Source organism: Barnesiella sp. An22, from assembly GCF_002159975.1.
Classification (GTDB): domain Bacteria; phylum Bacteroidota; class Bacteroidia; order Bacteroidales; family Barnesiellaceae; genus Barnesiella; species Barnesiella merdigallinarum.
Genome location: NZ_NFJR01000018.1, coordinates 28,143 through 46,685, shown reverse-complemented (window position 1 = coordinate 46,685; position 18,543 = coordinate 28,143). Strand labels below are relative to the sequence as shown.

At 51.4% G+C, this 18,543-nt stretch carries 26 protein-coding genes; 10 read left to right on the top strand and 16 right to left on the bottom strand.

The genetic code is table 11. The features are described from left to right. The coding region (gene mobC / locus B5F38_RS12860) for a conjugal transfer protein MobC (protein WP_087409554.1) at nt 1-2,011 on the top strand (2,011 nt) is incomplete at its 5' end. Nucleotides 2,012-2,181: 170 nt separating this feature from the next. On the opposite strand, the gene B5F38_RS12855 is transcribed toward mobC, so the two are convergent. Further along, on the bottom strand, nt 2,182-2,883 hold the full coding sequence (locus tag B5F38_RS12855) for a hypothetical protein (RefSeq protein WP_087409553.1): 702 nt from the start codon (nt 2,881-2,883) through the stop codon (nt 2,182-2,184). A gap of 180 nt (nt 2,884-3,063) precedes the next feature. Next, on the bottom strand, nt 3,064-3,276 hold the full coding sequence (locus tag B5F38_RS14605) for a hypothetical protein (protein ID WP_007567577.1): 213 nt from the start codon (nt 3,274-3,276) through the stop codon (nt 3,064-3,066). 106 nt (nt 3,277-3,382) lie between these two features. On the opposite strand from B5F38_RS14605, the gene B5F38_RS14455 reads away from it, so the two are divergent. From B5F38_RS14455 to B5F38_RS12800, 9 genes are all read left to right on the top strand, one after another. After that, on the top strand, nt 3,383-3,793 hold the full coding sequence (locus B5F38_RS14455) for a hypothetical protein (RefSeq protein WP_004291538.1): 411 nt from the start codon (nt 3,383-3,385) through the stop codon (nt 3,791-3,793). Between the two features lie 161 nt (nt 3,794-3,954). Beyond that, nucleotides 3,955-4,170, top strand: a complete 216-nt coding sequence (locus tag B5F38_RS12835; protein WP_004291535.1) for a hypothetical protein — start codon at nt 3,955-3,957, stop codon at nt 4,168-4,170. A gap of 11 nt (nt 4,171-4,181) precedes the next feature. Continuing rightward, nucleotides 4,182-4,403 (top strand): hypothetical protein, encoded by a 222-nt coding sequence (locus tag B5F38_RS12830; RefSeq protein WP_004291534.1) that lies wholly within the window; start codon nt 4,182-4,184, stop codon nt 4,401-4,403. A gap of 13 nt (nt 4,404-4,416) precedes the next feature. Next, complete coding sequence (locus B5F38_RS12825; protein WP_004291533.1) at nt 4,417-4,833, top strand: PcfK-like family protein; 417 nt, start codon at nt 4,417-4,419, stop codon at nt 4,831-4,833. Beyond that, complete coding sequence (locus tag B5F38_RS12820) at nt 4,830-6,161, top strand: PcfJ domain-containing protein (RefSeq protein ID WP_004291532.1); 1,332 nt, start codon at nt 4,830-4,832, stop codon at nt 6,159-6,161. Before B5F38_RS12825 ends, B5F38_RS12820 begins: the two co-directional genes overlap by 4 nt. A 24-nt stretch (nt 6,162-6,185) precedes the next feature. After that, nucleotides 6,186-6,443: a hypothetical protein gene (locus tag B5F38_RS12815; protein ID WP_004291531.1), complete on the top strand. Its 258-nt coding sequence runs from the start codon at nt 6,186-6,188 to the stop codon at nt 6,441-6,443. A 19-nt stretch (nt 6,444-6,462) separates the two neighbouring features. After that, a complete protein-coding gene (locus B5F38_RS12810; RefSeq protein WP_004304291.1) occupies nt 6,463-6,696 on the top strand; it encodes a DUF3873 domain-containing protein in 234 nt (77 codons plus the stop codon). Continuing rightward, nucleotides 6,636-6,938 (top strand): hypothetical protein, encoded by a 303-nt coding sequence (locus tag B5F38_RS12805; protein ID WP_005783104.1) that lies wholly within the window; start codon nt 6,636-6,638, stop codon nt 6,936-6,938. Before B5F38_RS12810 ends, B5F38_RS12805 begins: the two co-directional genes overlap by 61 nt. A gap of 53 nt (nt 6,939-6,991) precedes the next feature. Next, nucleotides 6,992-7,300 carry a hypothetical protein gene (locus B5F38_RS12800; RefSeq protein ID WP_004304290.1) on the top strand — a complete coding sequence of 103 codons (309 nt, stop codon included), beginning with the start codon at nt 6,992-6,994 and terminating at the stop codon, nt 7,298-7,300. A 33-nt stretch (nt 7,301-7,333) separates the two neighbouring features. On the opposite strand, the gene B5F38_RS14600 is transcribed toward B5F38_RS12800, so the two are convergent. The 14 genes from B5F38_RS14600 to B5F38_RS12730 form a co-directional block, all read right to left on the bottom strand. After that, nucleotides 7,334-7,723 (bottom strand): hypothetical protein, encoded by a 390-nt coding sequence (locus tag B5F38_RS14600; protein ID WP_004291527.1) that lies wholly within the window; start codon nt 7,721-7,723, stop codon nt 7,334-7,336. 64 nt (nt 7,724-7,787) lie between these two features. Further along, nucleotides 7,788-8,315, bottom strand: a complete 528-nt coding sequence (locus B5F38_RS12790) for a hypothetical protein (RefSeq protein ID WP_004291526.1) — start codon at nt 8,313-8,315, stop codon at nt 7,788-7,790. Continuing rightward, a complete protein-coding gene (locus B5F38_RS12785; RefSeq protein ID WP_004291525.1) occupies nt 8,312-8,815 on the bottom strand; it encodes a DUF3872 domain-containing protein in 504 nt (167 codons plus the stop codon). Before B5F38_RS12785 ends, B5F38_RS12790 begins: the two co-directional genes overlap by 4 nt. Continuing rightward, on the bottom strand, nt 8,812-9,714 hold the full coding sequence (locus B5F38_RS12780) for a toprim domain-containing protein (RefSeq protein WP_004291524.1): 903 nt from the start codon (nt 9,712-9,714) through the stop codon (nt 8,812-8,814). Before B5F38_RS12780 ends, B5F38_RS12785 begins: the two co-directional genes overlap by 4 nt. A gap of 7 nt (nt 9,715-9,721) precedes the next feature. Beyond that, the gene (locus B5F38_RS12775; protein ID WP_004291523.1) at nt 9,722-10,297 is read right to left on the bottom strand and encodes a conjugal transfer protein TraO; all 576 of its coding nucleotides are present in this window, start codon (nt 10,295-10,297) and stop codon (nt 9,722-9,724) included. 2 nt (nt 10,298-10,299) lie between these two features. Further along, nucleotides 10,300-11,286 carry a conjugative transposon protein TraN gene (gene traN, locus B5F38_RS12770; protein ID WP_004291522.1) on the bottom strand — a complete coding sequence of 329 codons (987 nt, stop codon included), beginning with the start codon at nt 11,284-11,286 and terminating at the stop codon, nt 10,300-10,302. 34 nt (nt 11,287-11,320) lie between these two features. After that, on the bottom strand, nt 11,321-12,673 hold the full coding sequence (gene traM, locus B5F38_RS12765; RefSeq protein ID WP_004291521.1) for a conjugative transposon protein TraM: 1,353 nt from the start codon (nt 12,671-12,673) through the stop codon (nt 11,321-11,323). Continuing rightward, nucleotides 12,654-12,962 carry a TraL conjugative transposon family protein gene (locus B5F38_RS12760; RefSeq protein WP_004291520.1) on the bottom strand — a complete coding sequence of 103 codons (309 nt, stop codon included), beginning with the start codon at nt 12,960-12,962 and terminating at the stop codon, nt 12,654-12,656. The genes traM and B5F38_RS12760 overlap by 20 nt, the downstream gene beginning before the upstream one ends. 6 nt (nt 12,963-12,968) lie before the next feature. Beyond that, nucleotides 12,969-13,592, bottom strand: coding sequence for a conjugative transposon protein TraK (gene traK / locus B5F38_RS12755; RefSeq protein ID WP_004291519.1), 624 nt, complete (start codon nt 13,590-13,592; stop codon nt 12,969-12,971). 31 nt (nt 13,593-13,623) lie between these two features. Then, on the bottom strand, nt 13,624-14,628 hold the full coding sequence (gene traJ, locus B5F38_RS12750) for a conjugative transposon protein TraJ (RefSeq protein WP_004291518.1): 1,005 nt from the start codon (nt 14,626-14,628) through the stop codon (nt 13,624-13,626). A 3-nt stretch (nt 14,629-14,631) separates the two neighbouring features. Further along, nucleotides 14,632-15,261: a DUF4141 domain-containing protein gene (locus B5F38_RS12745; protein ID WP_004304283.1), complete on the bottom strand. Its 630-nt coding sequence runs from the start codon at nt 15,259-15,261 to the stop codon at nt 14,632-14,634. Between the two features lie 23 nt (nt 15,262-15,284). Further along, nucleotides 15,285-15,665 (bottom strand): DUF3876 domain-containing protein, encoded by a 381-nt coding sequence (locus B5F38_RS12740; protein WP_004291516.1) that lies wholly within the window; start codon nt 15,663-15,665, stop codon nt 15,285-15,287. Between the two features lie 40 nt (nt 15,666-15,705). After that, on the bottom strand, nt 15,706-18,210 hold the full coding sequence (locus B5F38_RS12735) for a TraG family conjugative transposon ATPase (RefSeq protein ID WP_004291515.1): 2,505 nt from the start codon (nt 18,208-18,210) through the stop codon (nt 15,706-15,708). Next, nucleotides 18,207-18,539: a DUF4133 domain-containing protein gene (locus B5F38_RS12730; protein ID WP_004291514.1), complete on the bottom strand. Its 333-nt coding sequence runs from the start codon at nt 18,537-18,539 to the stop codon at nt 18,207-18,209. The genes B5F38_RS12735 and B5F38_RS12730 overlap by 4 nt, the downstream gene beginning before the upstream one ends. Nucleotides 18,540-18,543 lie beyond the last annotated feature (4 nt).

Here is an 18,543-nt window from a genome sequence, read left to right as displayed (position 1 = left end):
AGGACTGGCCAAGGTCATGGAGTTCATGCGTGCCATTTCCATCGTGTTTATTGTCATCCACGTCTATTGGTTCTGCTACGGGACATTCGTGGACATGGGTATCAACATCAGAGTCGTGGACAGAATCCTGCTGAACTTCCAGAGGACGGCAGGACTGTTCAGCAACCTGCTTGTGACGAAAGTGTTCGCCTTCATATTCCTGGGCCTTTCGTGCCTGGGTACGAAAGGGGTCAAGAACCAGAAAATGACGTGGCGGAAGATATACGCCGCCTTCCTCGGCGGCATCGTCCTGTTCTTCATGAACTGGTGGATGCTTGACCTGCCGTTCAATACGACAGTGAACGCTACCGTATATACGCTGACGCTCACCACAGGCTACATTCTCCTGCTCATGTCGGGAATATGGATCAGCCGTATGCTGAAACACAACCTCATGGAAGACGTGTTCAACACCGCCAACGAAAGTTTCATGCAGGAAACAAGGCTTATGGAAAACGAGTATTCCGTCAACCTGCCCACGAAATTTGTCTATCAGGGCAAGGAATGGGACGGCTGGATCAATATCGTAAACCCGTTCAGAGCCTCTATCGTGCTGGGAACACCGGGCTCCGGAAAGAGCTATGCCGTGGTGAACAACTACATCAAACAGCAAATCGAGAAATCCTTTGCCATGTATATCTATGACTACAAGTTTCCGGACCTCTCGGAGATAGCCTACAACCATCTGCTCAAGCACAGACAACATTACAAAGTCAAGCCGGAATTCTATGTCATCAATTTCGATGACCCCAGACGCAGCCACCGATGCAATCCAATCAATCCTAGATTCATGGCAGACATCAGCGATGCCTACGAAAGTGCCTATACCATAATGCTCAATTTGAACAAGACCTGGATACAGAAACAGGGTGACTTTTTCGTGGAATCCCCGATTATTCTGCTCGCTGCAATTATCTGGTATTTACGGATTTACAAGGACGGAAAATATTGCACGTTCCCTCATGCAATCGAATTCCTGAACAAGCCGTACGCGGATATTTTCACGATTCTTACCTCGTATCCGTCCCTCGAAAACTATCTTTCCCCCTTTATGGATGCCTGGCAAGGCGGAGCTCAAGACCAGCTCCAGGGCCAGATAGCAAGTGCGAAAATCCCGCTTTCACGCATGATCTCACCACAGCTTTACTGGGTGATGACGGGAGACGATTTCACCCTTGACCTGAACAATCCCGAACACCCCAAAATCCTCTGCGTGGGCAATAATCCGGACAGGCAGAATATCTATTCGGCGGCTCTCGGCCTGTATAATTCACGCATCGTTAAACTGGTGAACAAGAAAGGGCAGCTCAAGAGTTCCATCATCATCGACGAGCTTCCGACCATCTATTTCCGGGGTATCGACAACCTGATTGCGACCGCCCGAAGCAACAAGGTGGCCCTCTGTCTCGGCTTCCAGGACTTCTCGCAGCTTGCACGTGACTACGGCGACAAGGAGGCGAAGGTTATCCAGAACACGGTGGGCAATATCTTCAGCGGACAAGTGGTCGGAGAAACGGCAAAATCACTGTCGGAACGGTTCGGCAAGATTCTCCAGCAGCGGCAGTCCATATCCATCAACCGTCAGGACACTTCGACTTCCATCAACACGCAGCTCGATTCCCTGATACCCGCCTCCAAGATAGCCAACCTCTCGCAGGGCACGTTCGTGGGCAGCGTGGCCGACAATTTCGGGGAGGAGATAGACCAGAAGATTTTCCACGCCCGCATCATCGTGGACAGCGCAAAGGTATCGGAAGAGATGAAAACCTACAAGAAAATCCCTGTCATTAACGAGTTCAGGGACGTGGACGGAAACGACATCATGCAACAGCAGATTGACCGCAACTACTCGCAGATAAAGGCGGACGTGTTGCAGATAATAGAAGAAGAAATGGAAAGAATAAAAAATGATCCGGAACTGAAACACCTCATCCCGCAGCAAGAGGAAGAGGAGAACAAGGATGGAGAATAGAGGAAAAAGGAGACCGCTGTTTTATTTCCGCCTGCAAAGGTCTTCCCGTGCCCGCTGGAGTGGGGTGGGGATGGACGCCTTTGTTTCATAGAGCCCGATGGTTTGATAACGCGGATATTCCTTTTAGGACAAGTATATACGATAGGGGACATATATATTGAAGAATATTTTTAATTTGTTTTTTGCCGGGTATTTACTCTATATCCTTTATCTACTGAGGTATATGAAGATATATAACCATATCGTAAAAGAGTTTCTAATAGTAGTTTGTTTATATCTGTACTATCTATTATAGGGCGTTTGCCATTTTCTGTAATTTTGTGGTAGGATTCTGGCAATGAGTCTAATAGTTCTGTTATTGTAGTGTGATTATTATGGTTTTGTTGTATTGTTAATATGATAACATGGATAGCTTTATCCAAATTTGAAGCCATCGAAATTGCCTGTTTTAGCAAAGAAAAATCCCACTCAACGCACTCAGTTTCCAGCAAAGTGCATATAGAATCTGCCAGACTCTGAGTCATAGTCACGTTTGATGTATTAAGATTGGTCAAAACGAGAGCTTTTTCTTCTGTAGTGAATGCCTGTGAAGTCAATATCAGATTTGCAATATCTTCATTAAAAGGATAGCTACTGATATCACTTGTAAAATGAGATTTATAATGTATAAGATATTCTACAAATGCTTTATTTGATAGATCGGATATCAGAACCGTATTATTTTCAGAATACTCAATAAACCCCTTTTGAGCCAGCCATATTATTCTATTTTCTTCCAATTGAGCTGCATTGTCTTGTAGTTCAAAGCTGCAATTATCAAATAAAAGGCTTATCTCTTTATATAACTGAATATTTAAATGATTGCTGCTCATCAACGATTGGAATAATGGTTGCTTAATCTCTCGTATTCCGTCATATTGATATTTGCATTGAGAAGTTACGAAAAGAGTGTAATTTATTGGAAATGAGCGTAGGTTAATTGCTCTTGATAGTAATAGGTTACGATTTAGTTAGTTATCTACTGCATTATCCTTCTGCGCGTTGCGTAACCTTCAAAGAACTCTTCGTATGCAAAAGTAGCTATTTAATTCGAGATTTTGATATAAACTCCCGTTTTTTATCCCCTCATTCATAAGAATTTTCCGTAAAAGCGGTATTGTCCGTCGGCACACCATTGCCCAAAACGAGTTTGGAACAAACGTGTGCCGACTACCGCATAGCTGGAGAAAAGGGCATTGCCTCACGCCTAAACGATGTTTAGACAGATGAAGCAATGCCCCTTTCTTTTGCGCCTATGCCAAGAGGTGCTTTTACGGGTTTTCAAATGATTTTTCTTTTTTCGCTGTCTCTTTTGCCGGAAGCGGAAAGTGAATGCAGAGTGTGTCAGCCTGCCCCATGAATGAAACAGGCGCCCACACACAGCCGGACAAACCGGGAAGAATGATTGTTGCCACCCGGCTGAACAAGTTCCGTCGGATCGGAAACAATCATACTTCCTTTGTTGTGGTTTGCCCTTTTCACGCTTCCGGTGATGTCTTTTTCCTTTTGGTGATTCTTTTTTTTACGGATTTTCCCCTGAAGTTTTTTTCTACACAATCTGCCTCTGTTTTCGTTTACCTCCATTTTGCGCCTTTCAGTAAGCCGCATCAGTCAGTCATTTTCGTTCTGGGCGCAAAGGTAATTCCGGGATTGGACGGGAAAGCAAGGTCAAGCCTCCTGTTTTCGGTAAAAATCTCCAGCCCTGCGGGTAGTATTTTGACCGAAAAACCTTGCATTCCCTAATCCCTACCTTTTCAAGCACCCGAAACGAAAACGACCGATGCGACAGAAAGACGCATAAAAAAAATGTCGGATAAACGAGAGGCAGATAAGATAGTTTGAAACTCAACTCCCTCAGCTCTTGAATCCGCATTAAAAACAAAAAAATCAAAAACAGCGAAGATATGACGGCAACGGCAAATTTCAGACAAATGGCGCAACACATCGGGTTGGCGATATGCGGCTTGATGATGCGCACCGCCTTCGGGGTGTTCGGCATCCTTTGGGGCATCATCAGAGAGATTGTAAACGGAGTGTTCCGAGTGGCGATAGGTGTAATCGTGGCTATCCTTTCCACCATTGCCTTCTTTGGCTTCATCCTTTGGTTATTCACCCTTTAACCCTTACCGACATGGCAAAAAGAAACAGCAAGACGGCAGCGCAGCAGTGCAGATATTACGAGGTGGACAACATCTTCGTGTATATGGTGGAAACGTACATCAACGGCAATTTTGAAACTTTCCGAAGATTGTACCACGAACTGAACAAGGACGCACGGAGGGATTTCATGGACTTCCTTCTCAGCGAGGTAGAGCCGACCTATTGGAGAGAGATACTGAAACAGATAATCTAAAAATGACAGCGATATGAAAGGAACAGACCATTTCAAGAGAACGATATATATGTACTTGGAACAGCGTGCGGAGGAAGATGCGCTATTTGCAAAGAAGTACCGCAACCCTGCCAAGAACATGGACGAGTGCGTGACCCACATTCTGAACTATGTGCAGAAAAGCGGTTGCAACGGTTTCACGGACGGAGAGATATTCGGGCAAGCCATCCACTACTATGAGGAAAACGAGATAGAGGTGGGCAAACCGATGGACTGCCAAGTGGTTGTGAACCACGTTGTGAAACTCACGGCAGAGGAAAAGGCGGAGGCACGTCAGAACGCTGTCCGCAAATACCAAGAGGAGGAACTCCGCAAGTTGCAGAACCGCCACAGACCGTCAGCGAGAAAAGAAAACCAACCCCAACCCTCATTATTTGATTTAGGCTTATGAAACCGAAGACCAAGATACAGAAAGAGGTGGCAAGACTTTCCGCCAACCTTCGCCCCATATCAGCGACACAAATAGATTGGGCATACCGCCACTGCGTTGAGCATATCGGCTACCGCACCAAGAAAGGGAACATCACCTGTTCCGACTGCGGTCACGAGTGGCACAGCGACAGCGGACTATGCGACACCCTTGAAGGCTGCACCTGCCCCAAATGCCATGCCGAACTCAAAGTGCAGGACACACGCAGACGCATCTACAAGGAAACGCAGAATTTCAGCGTGATAACCACCTGCAAAGGGTATCAGGTAATCCGCGTGGCGCAGGTCAGATGCGAGAGCAGGAAAGGCGAACCGATGCGTTTCTACTGCCACGAGGTCGTGCAGCGTTGGATTTCACCCGACGGCAAGGTTACGGACATGGCGTTGCTCCGTGGCTTCCTTTTCTGCTATTGCGATGTGTGGGCATTAGGCAGCGATATGGAGGTAAGACCGCACAACAGCCTATACGATGATGTGGTGGCAAGAAGCTGTGCATATCCAAAGATGAGGATATTGCCCCAACTCAGACGTAACGGCTTCAAGGGCGATTTCCACGGCATCTCCCCCGTGCGTCTTTTCAAAGCCTTGCTTTCAGACCCAAGAATTGAAACCCTTATGAAAGGCGGTGAGATTGAGGTCATGAAACACTTTCTTTTCAATACCCGTACTGCCGATGAATGTTGGGCATCATATCTGATTGCCAAGCGTCACAAGTATCAGATAGACAACCTCTCAATGTGGTGCGACTATCTGCGTATGCTCAAAAAACTCGGTCAAGACCTCCGTAACCCGAAGAACATCTGTCCCGAAGATTTCATGGCGGCACACGACAACGCAACCCGAAAAATTGAAGCCATACACGAGAAGGAAAGAGCCGCAGAGCAACGCCGTTGGGAGATTGAAAGGCGTGAGCGTGAGCAACAGCGACAACTCCAACGAAAGAAAGATGCGGAGGATTTCATCGCCAACAAATCCAAATTCTTCGGCTTGGTAATCACGGACGAGGAAATAATCGTCAAGGTGCTTGAAAGCATAGACGAGTATTACAACGAGGGCAAGACGCAGGGCATCTGCGTGTTTGGCAGTGGATACTACAAGAAAGCCGACACCCTCATACTATCGGCAAGGATTGGCGATGAGATTATTGAAACCGTAGAGGTGGACTTGCGAACCCTCGAAGTGGTGCAGTGCCACGGCAAGCACAACCAGGACACCGAATATCACGAGCGCATCATAGACCTTGTGAACAAGAACGCCAACCTTATCCGTGAGCGGATGAAAGCGGCATAGCATAACCCCTAAAACAACATTGATATGGAAGTAAGAATTGAAAGTATGATTTGTGTGTGGGATGATGCAATCCCCACGATGTTCCTTGAATTTGTGAACCTCCTCACTCTCACAACGAGTGAGGGGGAATTGAGAAAGAGCGTAAAGGAGTTTGCCGAGAAGCACGAACTTGACAAGTTTTTCCTTTACGGCTTCGGCTCACACCATTTCTACCTGCACCAACGCTACACAAGCAACCCCGAAATGGTGATGAAGAACAGAGTTCTGTCAGTACATTTTTAACCATCTAAAAAGCAACATTATGACAACACGAATGACCATCAACGGAGTAAGCACCTGCGCGGAAGCAGGTACGGAGAAATACGAGCGTTTCCAATCGGGTATCGGAAGACGCAGGCGGACACTTGTGCAGTACGACTACCGCCACCCCATAGACAGAGAATTGTTCTCTTGTGTCAAACCCACGTTGGACGAGTGCCGAGCCGCACGGGACAAGTGGCTGAACGCAAAGAAGGGAAAGGAGGACAGACTATGAACACGACCTATCAAACGCTGATAGTCAAGTTCAGCGAACCTATCACGGCATTGGACGGTATCTTTGACGATACCGGAGCGTGGGGAACGGACACCCTCAAGGGGTGGATAGATGATTACGAAAGCACACGTTTCACCGCCACCGACAGCCATACGGCAGTCATCACGAGCGAGTACAATATGGAATGTGTGAAAGAGTGGCTACAACGGCAGACCCCCATTTCCGAAATGCGAGAATTTTGAACGGGATGGCGGTGTCCGCACCGCCAATACTTAAAACCCTAAAAACAAAAGATATGATAGCCAAGACGATATTACAGCAGATAGGCGGAAAACGCTTCACCGCCATGACAGGTAGCCGTGATTTCATAGATATGGGCAACGGCTTACGGATGAGCCTTGCAAGGAACAAAACAAGTGCCAACCGCCTTGACATCATCTATGACGAAGGGGCAGACCTCTACAATATGCGCTTCTACCGCAGGACGTTCAGCAAAAAGACCTTTGAGTGCAAGACAAAGGACATTGCCGTACACGAGGGTATCTATTTTGATATGCTGGAGGAAATGTTCACGATGGTGACGGGACTTTACACACGCTTTTGAGTGGCGGGGCGGCGAGAGCCGCCCTACTTTCTTTCAGTGAGCATGATGGCGGACAAAGAAAGTAGCAAAGAAACCTTTGTCCAATCTGCGATAACTAAAAAATCCGCAAGTAAAACTTGCGGAGGCTATATATTGGGTCGTTATTTTTTGGTGGAGGGGAATGATAATCTCGAACCGTTGAACTACACATTTCTGCTTCGTCTCCATTTCCCCCAACGATTTGATACGTTCAATCATTTTTGTTGTTCCTTTCTGAATTTTCCTAAATACTTTCTTCATAATTTCGCTATACTTTTTATGGTTAATAACTATGTTTTGTATTGCTCTCACAACACTTACAACTTGAAGTGTTATTTGGAAACCGATAGGCAAAAATGGCTCAACGATGTCAATTAACGAGAAAATCCTACGATAATCTATCAAGTGATAGAGCAAAAGACGTGCCAAGTTAAATATGGCACGTCTTTTGCCAGTTTTGTCAGTCCTTTTATGGGATATACAACAGCGCAAACTCCGCCTTTCTCCGTTTGAGCAGCATGGCGTGGCGTTTTCCTTTGTAGTTGCAGAAGGCTATATACTCACGGTAGATGTTCCTGTCACCAGCTTCCAGCTTCTTGATTAAGGTGCTTTTGGGGATTGTTTTGCTGCCTAACAGCTTCGCCGGTCCCACATTGTAAGCTAACGTGCCAAGCAAAATCGAATCAACCCCGAATTTACGGAACATGGCGACAAATTTGCGCAGGTCTTTCCGCAAAAGTTCATCCGCATCCCGTTTTGTCATGGTTCGTGCCGAATACTTCTCGTTTGGCAAAAGTTTGTGACCCCAACCGACGTATGGGTAGTGTTTTTCTGAGTGCCAGCCTTCAAAGTAGCGGCAGCATAAAAAAGCACGTTCCATAAGCGGCAGTCGGTAGATTGCCGCCTGCCCGTCCGTTCCCTCTTGGCGGCTGATCTGCGCGGACACAGAACAGACCGTCAGAAGTGAACAGAGCATTGTCATGAATACACGCATCATTTCAACAAGGGGCTGAAGTTGCCGATGGGAACGATGGTAAGATCGTCGTCCTTTACATTCCTGTTGTTGAAGTCAAATTCCAGTTCGTAGGAGTTGCTAAAGTTATCCTCCACCACCACGATGAAATTATGCGCCTCATCACCCGCCGCCGTGTAGTACAGGCGGAATTTTTCGTTCTCCAGCAGGTAGCGGTCGTTAGGCAGGAAGGTGATGCCGTTATCCATTTTGAGCGAGCCTTCCCCCTCGAACTGGAAATAGCGGATGGTATAGAGCGTACCCGAAAAGTCGCCCTCCTTTTTCAGTTCACAGCGGATTTCCACTGTCTGCCCCTTTACTACCTTGTTCGGCACGGGCATGACCTCCACCGTGAAGGGATAGGACTGCTGGATGTCCATGTCATCGTCACATGACACGAGGGTGAATGACATGGCGGCTATCAGGCATAACGCCACTGCCTTGAATATTGATGTTCTCTTGTTTCTGTTGTTCAGTATGTTCATTGTTCTTCGATTTTTAGATGGTTGTTTTTCTGTTTTTTCGTTGTCAGTTGCAGGTACTCGTTCAAGTCCTTGCAACCGTCATAGAGGGAGGAACGGTCGGTGACACGTTCCCCGTATCGCATGGTAAGTGCGGCAAGCGTCCGCCGTCCGGCTTCGTCACGGTCGAGGAAGCAGCCGATGCGCCCGTATCCGTCCAGCAATCCCGCCGCCTTCTCCACGTTGGCGACTGAGTTCAGCACAAGACAGTCAGCGTTACCGGTTACACCAAGCGTCACGGCAGAGAGAAAGTCCATGAAGCCCTCGAACACGAGGCACTCGTCAGCCGGGATGTCATTCGCCTTTACCAGTGATACAGACTTCGGAGGTATGCAACCCTTGAAATATCGGCTTCTGACTTCATAGCCACCTGCCATGTTCGGAAAGCCAACGGCAAAATACCGTTTCCCACGCACACCGTAGTTCAAGCGGCAGCAGTGACGGGATGCGATGGCGTAAGGGATGCCCCGTTCCTCTAAATACTCCGTCAGCAGTGAGCGGAGCAGCGGAGCGACCTCCACATCCTCAAAAACGGATTCGGTCGGCTTCGAGAGATAGACGGGCTTTTCCCATCCGGCAACCGTCATATTGGCGGCTTCCGCTATGAACTTCGCTTGCTTCATGAAGTCATCGCTTTGCAGAAACTCCCCGGCAAGCGTGAAGATGTCGCCGCCCTTGCCCAAACCGAAGTCGTACCAGAGCTGTTTCGCCACGTTCACACGGAAAGAGGATGTGCGCTCGCCCCTGTACGGGGCAAGATACCACAGCTCGTTACCGCTCCTTCTGACAGGCTCATGCCCCAGCCGTGCGAGAAAATCCGCAAGCGGCATCCTTCTGACAGCATCTATTTCCGTCCTTTCCATGCCCGTGTCAGTTGATGATGAACTTGATACCGACCCCGAACTGCGTGTGGAACTTCCGTGTGTCGCCACCCCAAAGGCAACGCTCCCGCAGGTTGGCAAGCAGGGCGATACGGTCTGCCACGTAACACTCCACATCGAGCGTCAGCGCACCGCCGTAGATGAAGGCGTCCCGGTCGTGCAGCGTGGAGCCGTCATGCAGCACCTTCTTCCCCCAATTTACCGCCTCATATCCGGCGAGAGCCGAAGCCCCGGCATAGACGAAAACAATCTTTCGGGCGTCCGACAGTATCTTGAAGTAATAGCCGCCCTCCGCCGTGAACTGCGCCACGGGTATCTTGGTGTCCTTGTAGGGATTGTTCTTCAACAGGTATTCGCCACCGAACACCCACTTGTTCCCCTTCTTCGTGTAGGTGGAGAGAGCCGCCCCGAAGCTGTACCCGCCGTCCTTGCCGCCGAGATTGAAGCCGTCCGCCATGTCCGCCCTCACCTCGATGCCCTGCATCTTCGGCAGACACCGCTGGGCGTGCGCCTGCCCTGTAAAAAGGGCAAGCGACGCGATGATTATTGCGATGTACTTTCTCATGGTCAGCGTACTTGAAGTTCGTTGATGGTACCCGCGCGTACCAAATCCTCGTTCTCAATCACGAAGGACTGGTGACGGCCGCCGTTCTTCTCGTTCAATTCCACCACGAGGCACTTGTCATCGGGGATGGTGAACTTCGCCATCGTGAAGACCGTGCGCTCGCTCTTTTTGCCCGGCACGAGGGTGGCGTAGTTCTGCGCGCGGAGCGGCAGAATAATCTGCTCCTGCACGGCAGTACGCTTCGCAACCTTCTTGTCCACGATTTTCCAAGTGATGTAGTCCACATCGAAAGGCACGTTGCTCTGGTTCTTTATCTCCGTGTGGAAATAAAGCAAGCCGTTGTGCGTGTAGATGCCTTTCAACAGGTATTGGATGCCGAAACGCTTGCAGCCGATATGCTTCACCTCGCGCTTGTTCTGTTTGTGGATGGACTTCATGATAAGGCGCACCAGCATCGGGCTTTCGCTGCCCAGCTCTTTCAGATAGATTTCCTGCGCGTTGTTCGGGCGGTTCACCGTGCTGCCGTCATGGATGAAGTCGCACATCTCCACGTTGAGCAACAGCGGTTCGGCGGCGTACTTCACGTTGAAGGTGTAGAAACTGCCGTCCTCCGTGATGACGGACATATTCGTTTCGTTGGGAAAATTCCTTACGGTAGCCTTCACACGGATGATGTTCTCCGCTCCGTCGGCTTTCCCGGCAATCAGGTCGGGCGAGCCTAAATCGACATAGCGCACCTCCGCCGGAAAAATGACGTGGACGGTCTTGTCGTAGGTCACTTCCAGACCGTGCGGCGGTATCATGCGGTCGAAGGTCAGCTTGCGTGACAGCCCGTGATATAGGTCGCCGTCCGCCTCCTTCTGCGGATAGACCTCCTTCGTCAAGGTCGGTTGTTCACTTCCGTTGGTCGTTTCAACGGTTACATTCTCCTGCGCGTTGGCAGTTATGATGCCCATAGCGAGGGCAAACATGATGATTACTTTTCTCATTACTTTTGGATTTTAGTGGTAATTTTTATTGTTTTCAATATTTTTCTTGGTAAAGCATGACCCTGTACCCGGCTTTCAGATGCACCTTGACGGTTCGCATCTTTTTGGCGATGTACTGGCTCGTGCCTTGTATCAGCCCCTTGCCCAAGTCGGAGGCGAGCTGCGCCCCGGCATTGGTGGAGATGTTGATGCTGCTTCCCAGCGAGCCGCCCATGTTGGCGGCGACCTCCCGGACGGCGTTCATCTCCATCGAGTTCGGGATGAAGATGCCGGGCTGTCCGTCCGTGTCATAGACCGCAAGCTCCACGGGGATAATCGTGCCGTCGTATTCCAGCGAGGTAATCTCGATGTCGAGCCGCTCACCCTGTATCTTGCCCGTGCCGACCACCACCGCACCCCGGGGTATTGTCCTGCCTGCCACCGCCATAGGCTCCAGCAGGCGCAGCCTTACCGTCTGCCCGTCCGTCACGCTCTGCGCCCCATGCACGCACGCCGGTATGGTGTTCCTGTCCAATACCTCCGCCGTGCCGACAGCCGTGTTGAAACCCCGGTTGCGTTCCTGCGATAAGGCGGCGACAAACTCCGCGTTACTCATAGGCTGTGAGAGTGAAGAAACTACTTGATGCTCCACCTGTCTGATAGGCATTGCCTTGTTCTTCTTCCCTTTCTGCACGGTAGTTGGCTCTGCCCTCTGTTCCGCCGATGGCTGTCCTCCGTTCTGACCGCCCATGTACTTTGCCGCCAGCTCGTAGGACTTCTCCATAAGAGCCACCTGCTCGTCCATAGAGGAAGCCTTGCCCCTCTCGCTTTCCAGTTCCGACTCCAGCGATGCGATGCGCTCCAACAATTCGTCCATCTCCGCATTGTCGTTTTTCGGCTGGTCGTAGAAGTTTCCGAGCGTGGCGTTCAGGTCACGGTAGGCGGCTGCGGAGGACTGGATGGTCTGCGGCGTGGCTGGCTTTGCCCTTTCTTCCTTGCCGCCCGGATTGGCGAGGTCGAAGTCCACTCCGTTCTCCGTTCCCGCTATCTCGCGGTCGAACATGTCGCCCAGCTGCCCGATGGCACGGTTGCGGCTCTCCTGACGCTCTTCCATCTCCCCATGCTCGTAGGCTTTCAGCTTGTCGCCGATAATCTGCCGGTTCGCCTTGTCAGCGTCGGGCATCTCGGTGTTGTATCCGTCCGTTCCCGGCGGTTGCTCCTTGCCGGAGGACGGGGCGAATATCAGCCACATCGCCCCGATGAACACCAACACCATAGCGGGCAGCACGATCATCTTCTGCCGTTTCAGCCGTTGCGCCTCTGTCAGCGGTTCGCGCTCCTTTTTCGGTTTCCCCGTTTCGGGAGCAGCTTTGTTCTCTTTCGTCGGTTCATTCTTTGTCTGTTCCATATAAATAAGGTGTTAAGTGATTGCCTGTTTCCGCCGGGGTCGGCAGTTCCACCCGTCCGGCGTGTCCCGTTTCCATATGTGAGCCGTCGTTCCTGCCGATGTCATAGACGGCTCTGCCGAAGGTGTAAAGGGCAAGCACCGCGAAGGCGGCGAACATCCCCAGCACGATGCGGCGGCGTGTTTCCGGCGGCAAGCCGTCCAGATACCCTTTGAGACTTGCCGCCAAGCGTTTCCGTTTGTCGTGGAGTTTCCAATACATGCCCCACATTGATTTTCTGATACTTTTCATGTCCTGTTACCGTTTGATAGTCTGTAAATCCTTGTTCTCAATGATGGTGAAACCCTCGATGGTAAAACCGTTCGGGTTGTCATCCGACCGCGATGCGTTCAGCAGGCGGCAGGTGGTCACGAGGCTGCGCTCGGTGACGTTGCTCTGCCGGATGATTTTCTGTGTGGCGTAGGTCACGGCACGGTAGGGATAGGCGTTGAAGTCGCACACCACGCTGTCCACCTTCAGCACTTGGTTGATGTTCCCGGCGATGATGCGGTTGTAGTACCCCTTCTCCGCGAAGTCCGAATAATAGTGGTACACGCTCTTGTCCGCCAGCAGCAAGGCACGTTTCACGTTGTGTTCAATCGCGCTTTTTTCAGGTGATAGCGTGAAGAACATCTCGTGGAAACGGCGCACATGTTCCCGTGCCTCCGCCGGGCGGTTCTGCGACAAATCCTGAGACAAGGCGAGCATCAGGCTCTTGCCGTTGTCCAGCACATAGATTTTCTCCCGTTGCTTCTCTGCGAAACGGTAGGAGTTCCACACGCTCCACACCGTCACCACGGCGCACAGCGAGAGGAAGACGATACCGAACAGGCGTATCTGCCTGAACGACGATTCGATGTTTCTAAGTGATTTGAATTCCATTTATATTTTCCAATTTATGATTGCACATTGATTATTTCAGCAATTTGCCGACACGTCCGACTGCGTTTCCTGCGGCTGCACCCGCCACGCTGCCCGCCATGCTTCCGGCTCGTCCCGCCATCTGGTTCACGTTGCGACCGTAACCGCCCATGCCTCCGGCTTGGATAATCCAGCCCGCAACGGTGGGAATGGTAAAGTAGCCGATGATGCCGATGCAGAGGAATACGATATACACCCCGTCGCTCGAATCCAGCGAGAAGTTCGGGTCTGCCTGCATCCGCTCGATGTCGTTTTGCAGCATCAGAACCTGTATCTTCGCCAGTATGGTGCTGAACATGTCCGATACCGGTAGCCACAGATAGACCTGTATATAGCGGCATATCCACTGCGTGAGCGTGTTTTGGAAACCGTCCCATACCGACAGGGCGAAGGCTATCGGACCGAGAATCGCCAGCACCACGAGAAAGAAGGTGCGGACGGTGTCTATCACGAGGGCGGCGGCTTGGAACAGCAGTTCGAGTATCTCGCGGAAGAAGTCGCGGATGCTCTTCTTCATGTTGTACATTCCCCGGTCGATATACATTCCCGCCATCGTCACCATGTCGGAGGGCGACCAGCCGAGTTCCTCCAGTTGCTTGTCAAATTCCTCGTTGGACACGAGGTAGGCGGTTTCGGGGTTGCGTACCATCGCCTCGTATTCCAGTTTGTCCTTCTGCTCCCGGTATCGGTTCATGTCCAGCGTTTCCGCCTCCAGCATCTTTGCCGTGCCCTGTACGACGGGTGAGAGGATGCTGTTTATCGTGCCCAGCACCACAGTCGGGAAGAACATGATGCACAGACCGATGGCAAAAGGACGGAGCATCGGGAATACGTCTATCGGTTCAGCTCTCGCCAGCGACTGCCATACCCGGTAGGCGACGTAGAACAGCGCACCCAGCCCGGCGATGCCTTTCGCCACACCAGCCATGTCCCCACACAGCGGCATCATCTGCTCATAAAGTGAACGTAAAATCTGATGAAGGTTGTCGAACTTCATAGGCTACCAGTATCTTTCGTTCATGTTCCCGTACAGCCCCATGATGCGGTCGAGGTCGTTCTTCTTTTTCGCACGCAGGTAACTCACGGAGATGTTCTTGTTCGTGTAGTAGCTCACGAGGTTGCGGTAACGCTTCATCTTCGAGTGGCAGCGTTCCACCACGTCCATGCGCTCCTTGTCGGTCATGGAGAGCGTGGTGATGTTCACCACGTTCCTGAGTTCCGTCAACACTTCGTTGCTTTCCTCCAGCAGTTTCGTGTAGCCGAAAGCGATTGCGGAAAGCTCTTCGGGTCTGAAATTCCCGTCACGGAGCATCCGTTGGAAACTGTTCACATAGATGTCTGTGATGTCGCCCACCATCAGGATGGTCTGCTGCACCTTGCGGGCGTCCTTGACCAGATTGTTCACCGATTTGAGGGCATCGTAATACTTCTTGCCCTGCTGATAGATTTTCACCGTCTCCTGAAAGTTGCTCACCATGTTCGTGGCGGTCTTGGAGGTATGGATGATGTTTTTGGAGGCATTGATGATGCCCTGCGCTAGATTGCCCGGATCGCTTACGACCCACTGTGCGCTTGCCCTGCCCGCGAAAAGCAGGCACAGGCAGATAATCATTGTTATTCTTGTTCTCATGTTACTTTGGATTTTAGTGGTTGTTATTCTTCGGTCGGATGTCCCGGCTGCGGCTTCACCCGCACATAGTCCCCGTTTGGCGAGAAAGTCAGCACATCCGTGGCCTCGTTGTAGGACACGTCGATGCGGAAGCCGGTGTTCATGAACAGGTTGCCGTTCTCCTCCTGCAAGAGATAGGTTTCCGGCTTGAGCTTGCGGCGCAGACCGCTACGACGGAACACCGTCACTTTGTAGGCTTCGCCCTCCTTGTAGATAAGCACGTCAGGTTTTCCCTCCACGCTCTCCCAGTTCCCGCACAGCATGTCGCGGCGGTTGTCGGCCACGTCGCAGGATTGCAGCATCATGACCGCCAATCCGATAAGGCACTTGCTGACTTGCAGCATTTTCACTTTTGGTAAATTCATACGCGTTTTTCTTTTTTGGTTGATACATTCTGTTTTTTAGTTATTCCTTGTTTCTCCGCCTTTCGGCAAGCTGCCGGATGGCGGCTTCGATGTCGTCGCCCAGCTTCTCCGCCAGACGGTAAACCTCCACTTTTTCCGTTTCCTCGGTGGTGTACGCCAGATACTCTTCCGCGCTGACCTCCGTGGCATAGACCGCCGACTGCGTGCCGCCCAAGCCTATCCACACCTCCTTGTAGAGCCGTGAAGGGTTGTTCGCCATGTTGATGGAGAGTATCTGCGACTTCTCCTTTTCCGTCAGTCCGAGCAACGCCTGTATCTGGTCGAACTTGTTCATATATTTCCTTTGGTCAAGCAGGATTTTACAATCCGAGTTGTTGATAATGCTCTCTTTGACCACCGGAGAACTGATAATGTCGTCCACCTCCTGCGTCACCACGATTGCCTCGCCGTAATATTTTCTGACCGTCTTATACATATAGCGCAGATATTCAGCCATGTTCGCCGATGAGAGGGCCTTCCAAGCCTCTTCCACGATAAGCTGTTTCCGCACGCCTTTCAGCCGCCGCATCTTGTTGATGAAGGCTTCCATGATGATGATGGTCACGACGGGGAACAGTTCGCGGTTTTCTTTAATCGAATCTATCTCGAAGACGATGAACCGCTTGCCGAGCAGGTCGATGTTCTCCGTGGAGTTGAGCAGGAAATCGTAACGCCCGCCCCGGTAATACTGCCGCATGGTGGTGAGCATGTTGTCGATGTTGAAGTCGGACTTCTCCACCTTGATGTCACGCTGTGCCAGTTCCTTGCGGTAGTCGTCACGCATATACTCGTAGAAGGTGTTGAACGACGGCACGATGCTACGGTCGGATTGGATGCGCTCAATATAGGCACTCACGGCACTGCCCAGCTCGCCGCTCTCCGTCTTTGTCACCTTGTCGTCCTCCGACTTCCAGAGCGTCAGCAACAGGGTCTTGATGCTGTCCTTCTTCTCCACGTCGAAGATGTAATCGTCGGTGTAGAACGGGTTGAAGCTGATGGGCTTATCTTCCGTGTAGGTGAAATACACACCGTCCGCTCCGCCTGTCTTGCGTCGGATCATGCCGCACAAGCCCTGATAGGAGTTTCCCGTGTCCACCAATACCACATGTGCGCCTTGCTCATAATATTGGCGCACGAGGTGGTTCATGAAGAAAGACTTGCCGCTGCCCGAAGGACCCAGCACGAACTTGTTGCGGTTGGTCGTGATACCTCGCTTCATGGGCAGGTCGGAGATGTCAAGGTGCAGCGGTTTTCCCGTGAGCCTGTCCACCATCTTGATGCCGAAGGGCGAGAGCGAGCTGCGGTAGTTGGTTTCCTCTGTGAACAGGCACACCGCCTGTTCGATGAAGGTGTGGAAACTCTCTTCCGCCGGGAAGTCCGCCGCATTGCCGGGTATCGCCGCCCAGTAGAGTGTCGGGCAGTCGATGGTGTTGTGGCGCGGCACGCATTCCATGCTTGCCAACTGGCTGCCCACGTCGTTCTTGATATGCTTCAGTTCCTCCGCATCGTCGCTCCACGCCATGACGTTGAAGTGTGCCCGTACCGAGGTCAGTCCGTAGGAATGGGCTTCGTTCAGGTATTGGTCTATCCACTCGCGGTTGATGCTGTTGCTCCTTGAATAGCGAGATAGCGACTGCATGTTACGGGCGGACTTCTCGAACTTCTGCAAGGTTTCCTCACTGTTGTCTATCAGCACATACTGGTTGTAGATATGGTTGCAGGAGAGCAGAAGCCCCACCGGGGAGGCGAATGACAGTCGGCAGTCACTCCGGTCGGTGGAGAGCTTCTCGTAACGGGTGTCGGTAGCCACCTTGCCCGGCAGGTCTTCCGCGTCGGAGAGGGTGTGCAGACACAGGCGGTTGTCGCCGATGCGCATCTCCCTTGCCGAAAGCTCGATGTCCTGCAAGGTGGTGTCACCTTCCGGCATGAGCGAGAAGTAGCGTTCAATAAGTCCCGTCTTTCCCTCAGTACCCACAATCTCATCGGTGGAGAGGCGGCGCAGCCTGACAAGCCCGCTGTCGTTCATGATGCGCTCGAACTGTTCGCAGGCTTCCAAGAACTTGGTCGTGGTTTCCCTGTCCAGCTCCTTCGGGATGATATGTCCCCGGCACAGCGTGCTGAAATTGCTCTGCATCCGGTTACGCTCCTTTGTTGTCTTGGTCAGGTAGAGGTAGCAGGTGTGTTTCAGGTACGGACGCTCGTTGAAGTGACGCTCGAAAGAGCGGCTTAAAAAGCTCATGTCGTCCTTCTGAAGCTCCGGTTTGTAGCGTTCCTTGATGAACCAGTCCTGTTTGTGGACGACGGAGTAGTCCGGCAGCACCTTGATAGCCTTGCACCAGCAACTGTGTATCGCCTCGTACTCCGCACCCGTCACGGTGTAAAGTTCCGGTAGTTCCACCTCGAAAGCCACCGTGATGTCGGCGTCCTTTGAGATGATGCAGCCATGCTCCACCGCTAAAAGTGGGAACCTGTTTTCCAGTGTTGTCATTTTCGATGTATTCCTCATTGTCTTTCTTCCTTTCGTTGTCGTTTGAACAGACGGGTTATCCGCCGCCGGTTGATAAGGTATCGGGGATGGCTCCGTGCCGCTCCTAATTTCATCAGCCCGTGTTCACCGTACCGGGCGTTCAGCGCGAAGGTCTGCCATACAAGGAGGGAGGACGATGCCGCGCCGAAGCCGATACATATCCACTGGTCGATACCGACCATGTAGAGGATGACGAACAGGACGAAGAGAGCCAGCAGACCTCCGCAGAAGATGAAGAGGTACTGTGCCTTCAAGCCCTTGAACTCTACCGGACGGCCGATACCCTTGTTGATTGGGTATTCAGCCATACAT

Excerpts from the sequence above, each read along its gene's own strand:
- B5F38_RS12855 (WP_087409553.1), bottom strand. The coding sequence starts at position 2,883 with ATGAGCAGCAATCATTTAAATATTCAGTTATATAAAGAGATAAGCCTT.
- B5F38_RS14455 (WP_004291538.1), top strand. The coding sequence starts at position 3,383 with ATGCAGAGTGTGTCAGCCTGCCCCATGAATGAAACAGGCGCCCACACA.
- B5F38_RS12835 (WP_004291535.1), top strand. The coding sequence starts at position 3,955 with ATGACGGCAACGGCAAATTTCAGACAAATGGCGCAACACATCGGGTTG.
- B5F38_RS12830 (WP_004291534.1), top strand. The coding sequence starts at position 4,182 with ATGGCAAAAAGAAACAGCAAGACGGCAGCGCAGCAGTGCAGATATTAC.
- B5F38_RS12825 (WP_004291533.1), top strand. The coding sequence starts at position 4,417 with ATGAAAGGAACAGACCATTTCAAGAGAACGATATATATGTACTTGGAA.
- B5F38_RS12820 (WP_004291532.1), top strand. The coding sequence starts at position 4,830 with ATGAAACCGAAGACCAAGATACAGAAAGAGGTGGCAAGACTTTCCGCC.
- B5F38_RS12815 (WP_004291531.1), top strand. The coding sequence starts at position 6,186 with ATGGAAGTAAGAATTGAAAGTATGATTTGTGTGTGGGATGATGCAATC.
- B5F38_RS12810 (WP_004304291.1), top strand. The coding sequence starts at position 6,463 with ATGACAACACGAATGACCATCAACGGAGTAAGCACCTGCGCGGAAGCA.
- B5F38_RS12800 (WP_004304290.1), top strand. The coding sequence starts at position 6,992 with ATGATAGCCAAGACGATATTACAGCAGATAGGCGGAAAACGCTTCACC.
- B5F38_RS12790 (WP_004291526.1), bottom strand. The coding sequence starts at position 8,315 with ATGATGCGTGTATTCATGACAATGCTCTGTTCACTTCTGACGGTCTGT.
- B5F38_RS12785 (WP_004291525.1), bottom strand. The coding sequence starts at position 8,815 with ATGAACATACTGAACAACAGAAACAAGAGAACATCAATATTCAAGGCA.
- B5F38_RS12780 (WP_004291524.1), bottom strand. The coding sequence starts at position 9,714 with ATGGAAAGGACGGAAATAGATGCTGTCAGAAGGATGCCGCTTGCGGAT.
- B5F38_RS12775 (WP_004291523.1), bottom strand. The coding sequence starts at position 10,297 with ATGAGAAAGTACATCGCAATAATCATCGCGTCGCTTGCCCTTTTTACA.
- traN (WP_004291522.1), bottom strand. The coding sequence starts at position 11,286 with ATGAGAAAAGTAATCATCATGTTTGCCCTCGCTATGGGCATCATAACT.
- traM (WP_004291521.1), bottom strand. The coding sequence starts at position 12,673 with ATGGAACAGACAAAGAATGAACCGACGAAAGAGAACAAAGCTGCTCCC.
- B5F38_RS12760 (WP_004291520.1), bottom strand. The coding sequence starts at position 12,962 with ATGAAAAGTATCAGAAAATCAATGTGGGGCATGTATTGGAAACTCCAC.
- traK (WP_004291519.1), bottom strand. The coding sequence starts at position 13,592 with ATGGAATTCAAATCACTTAGAAACATCGAATCGTCGTTCAGGCAGATA.
- traJ (WP_004291518.1), bottom strand. The coding sequence starts at position 14,628 with ATGAAGTTCGACAACCTTCATCAGATTTTACGTTCACTTTATGAGCAG.
- B5F38_RS12745 (WP_004304283.1), bottom strand. The coding sequence starts at position 15,261 with ATGAGAACAAGAATAACAATGATTATCTGCCTGTGCCTGCTTTTCGCG.
- B5F38_RS12740 (WP_004291516.1), bottom strand. The coding sequence starts at position 15,665 with ATGAATTTACCAAAAGTGAAAATGCTGCAAGTCAGCAAGTGCCTTATC.
- B5F38_RS12735 (WP_004291515.1), bottom strand. The coding sequence starts at position 18,210 with ATGAGGAATACATCGAAAATGACAACACTGGAAAACAGGTTCCCACTT.
- B5F38_RS12730 (WP_004291514.1), bottom strand. The coding sequence starts at position 18,539 with ATGGCTGAATACCCAATCAACAAGGGTATCGGCCGTCCGGTAGAGTTC.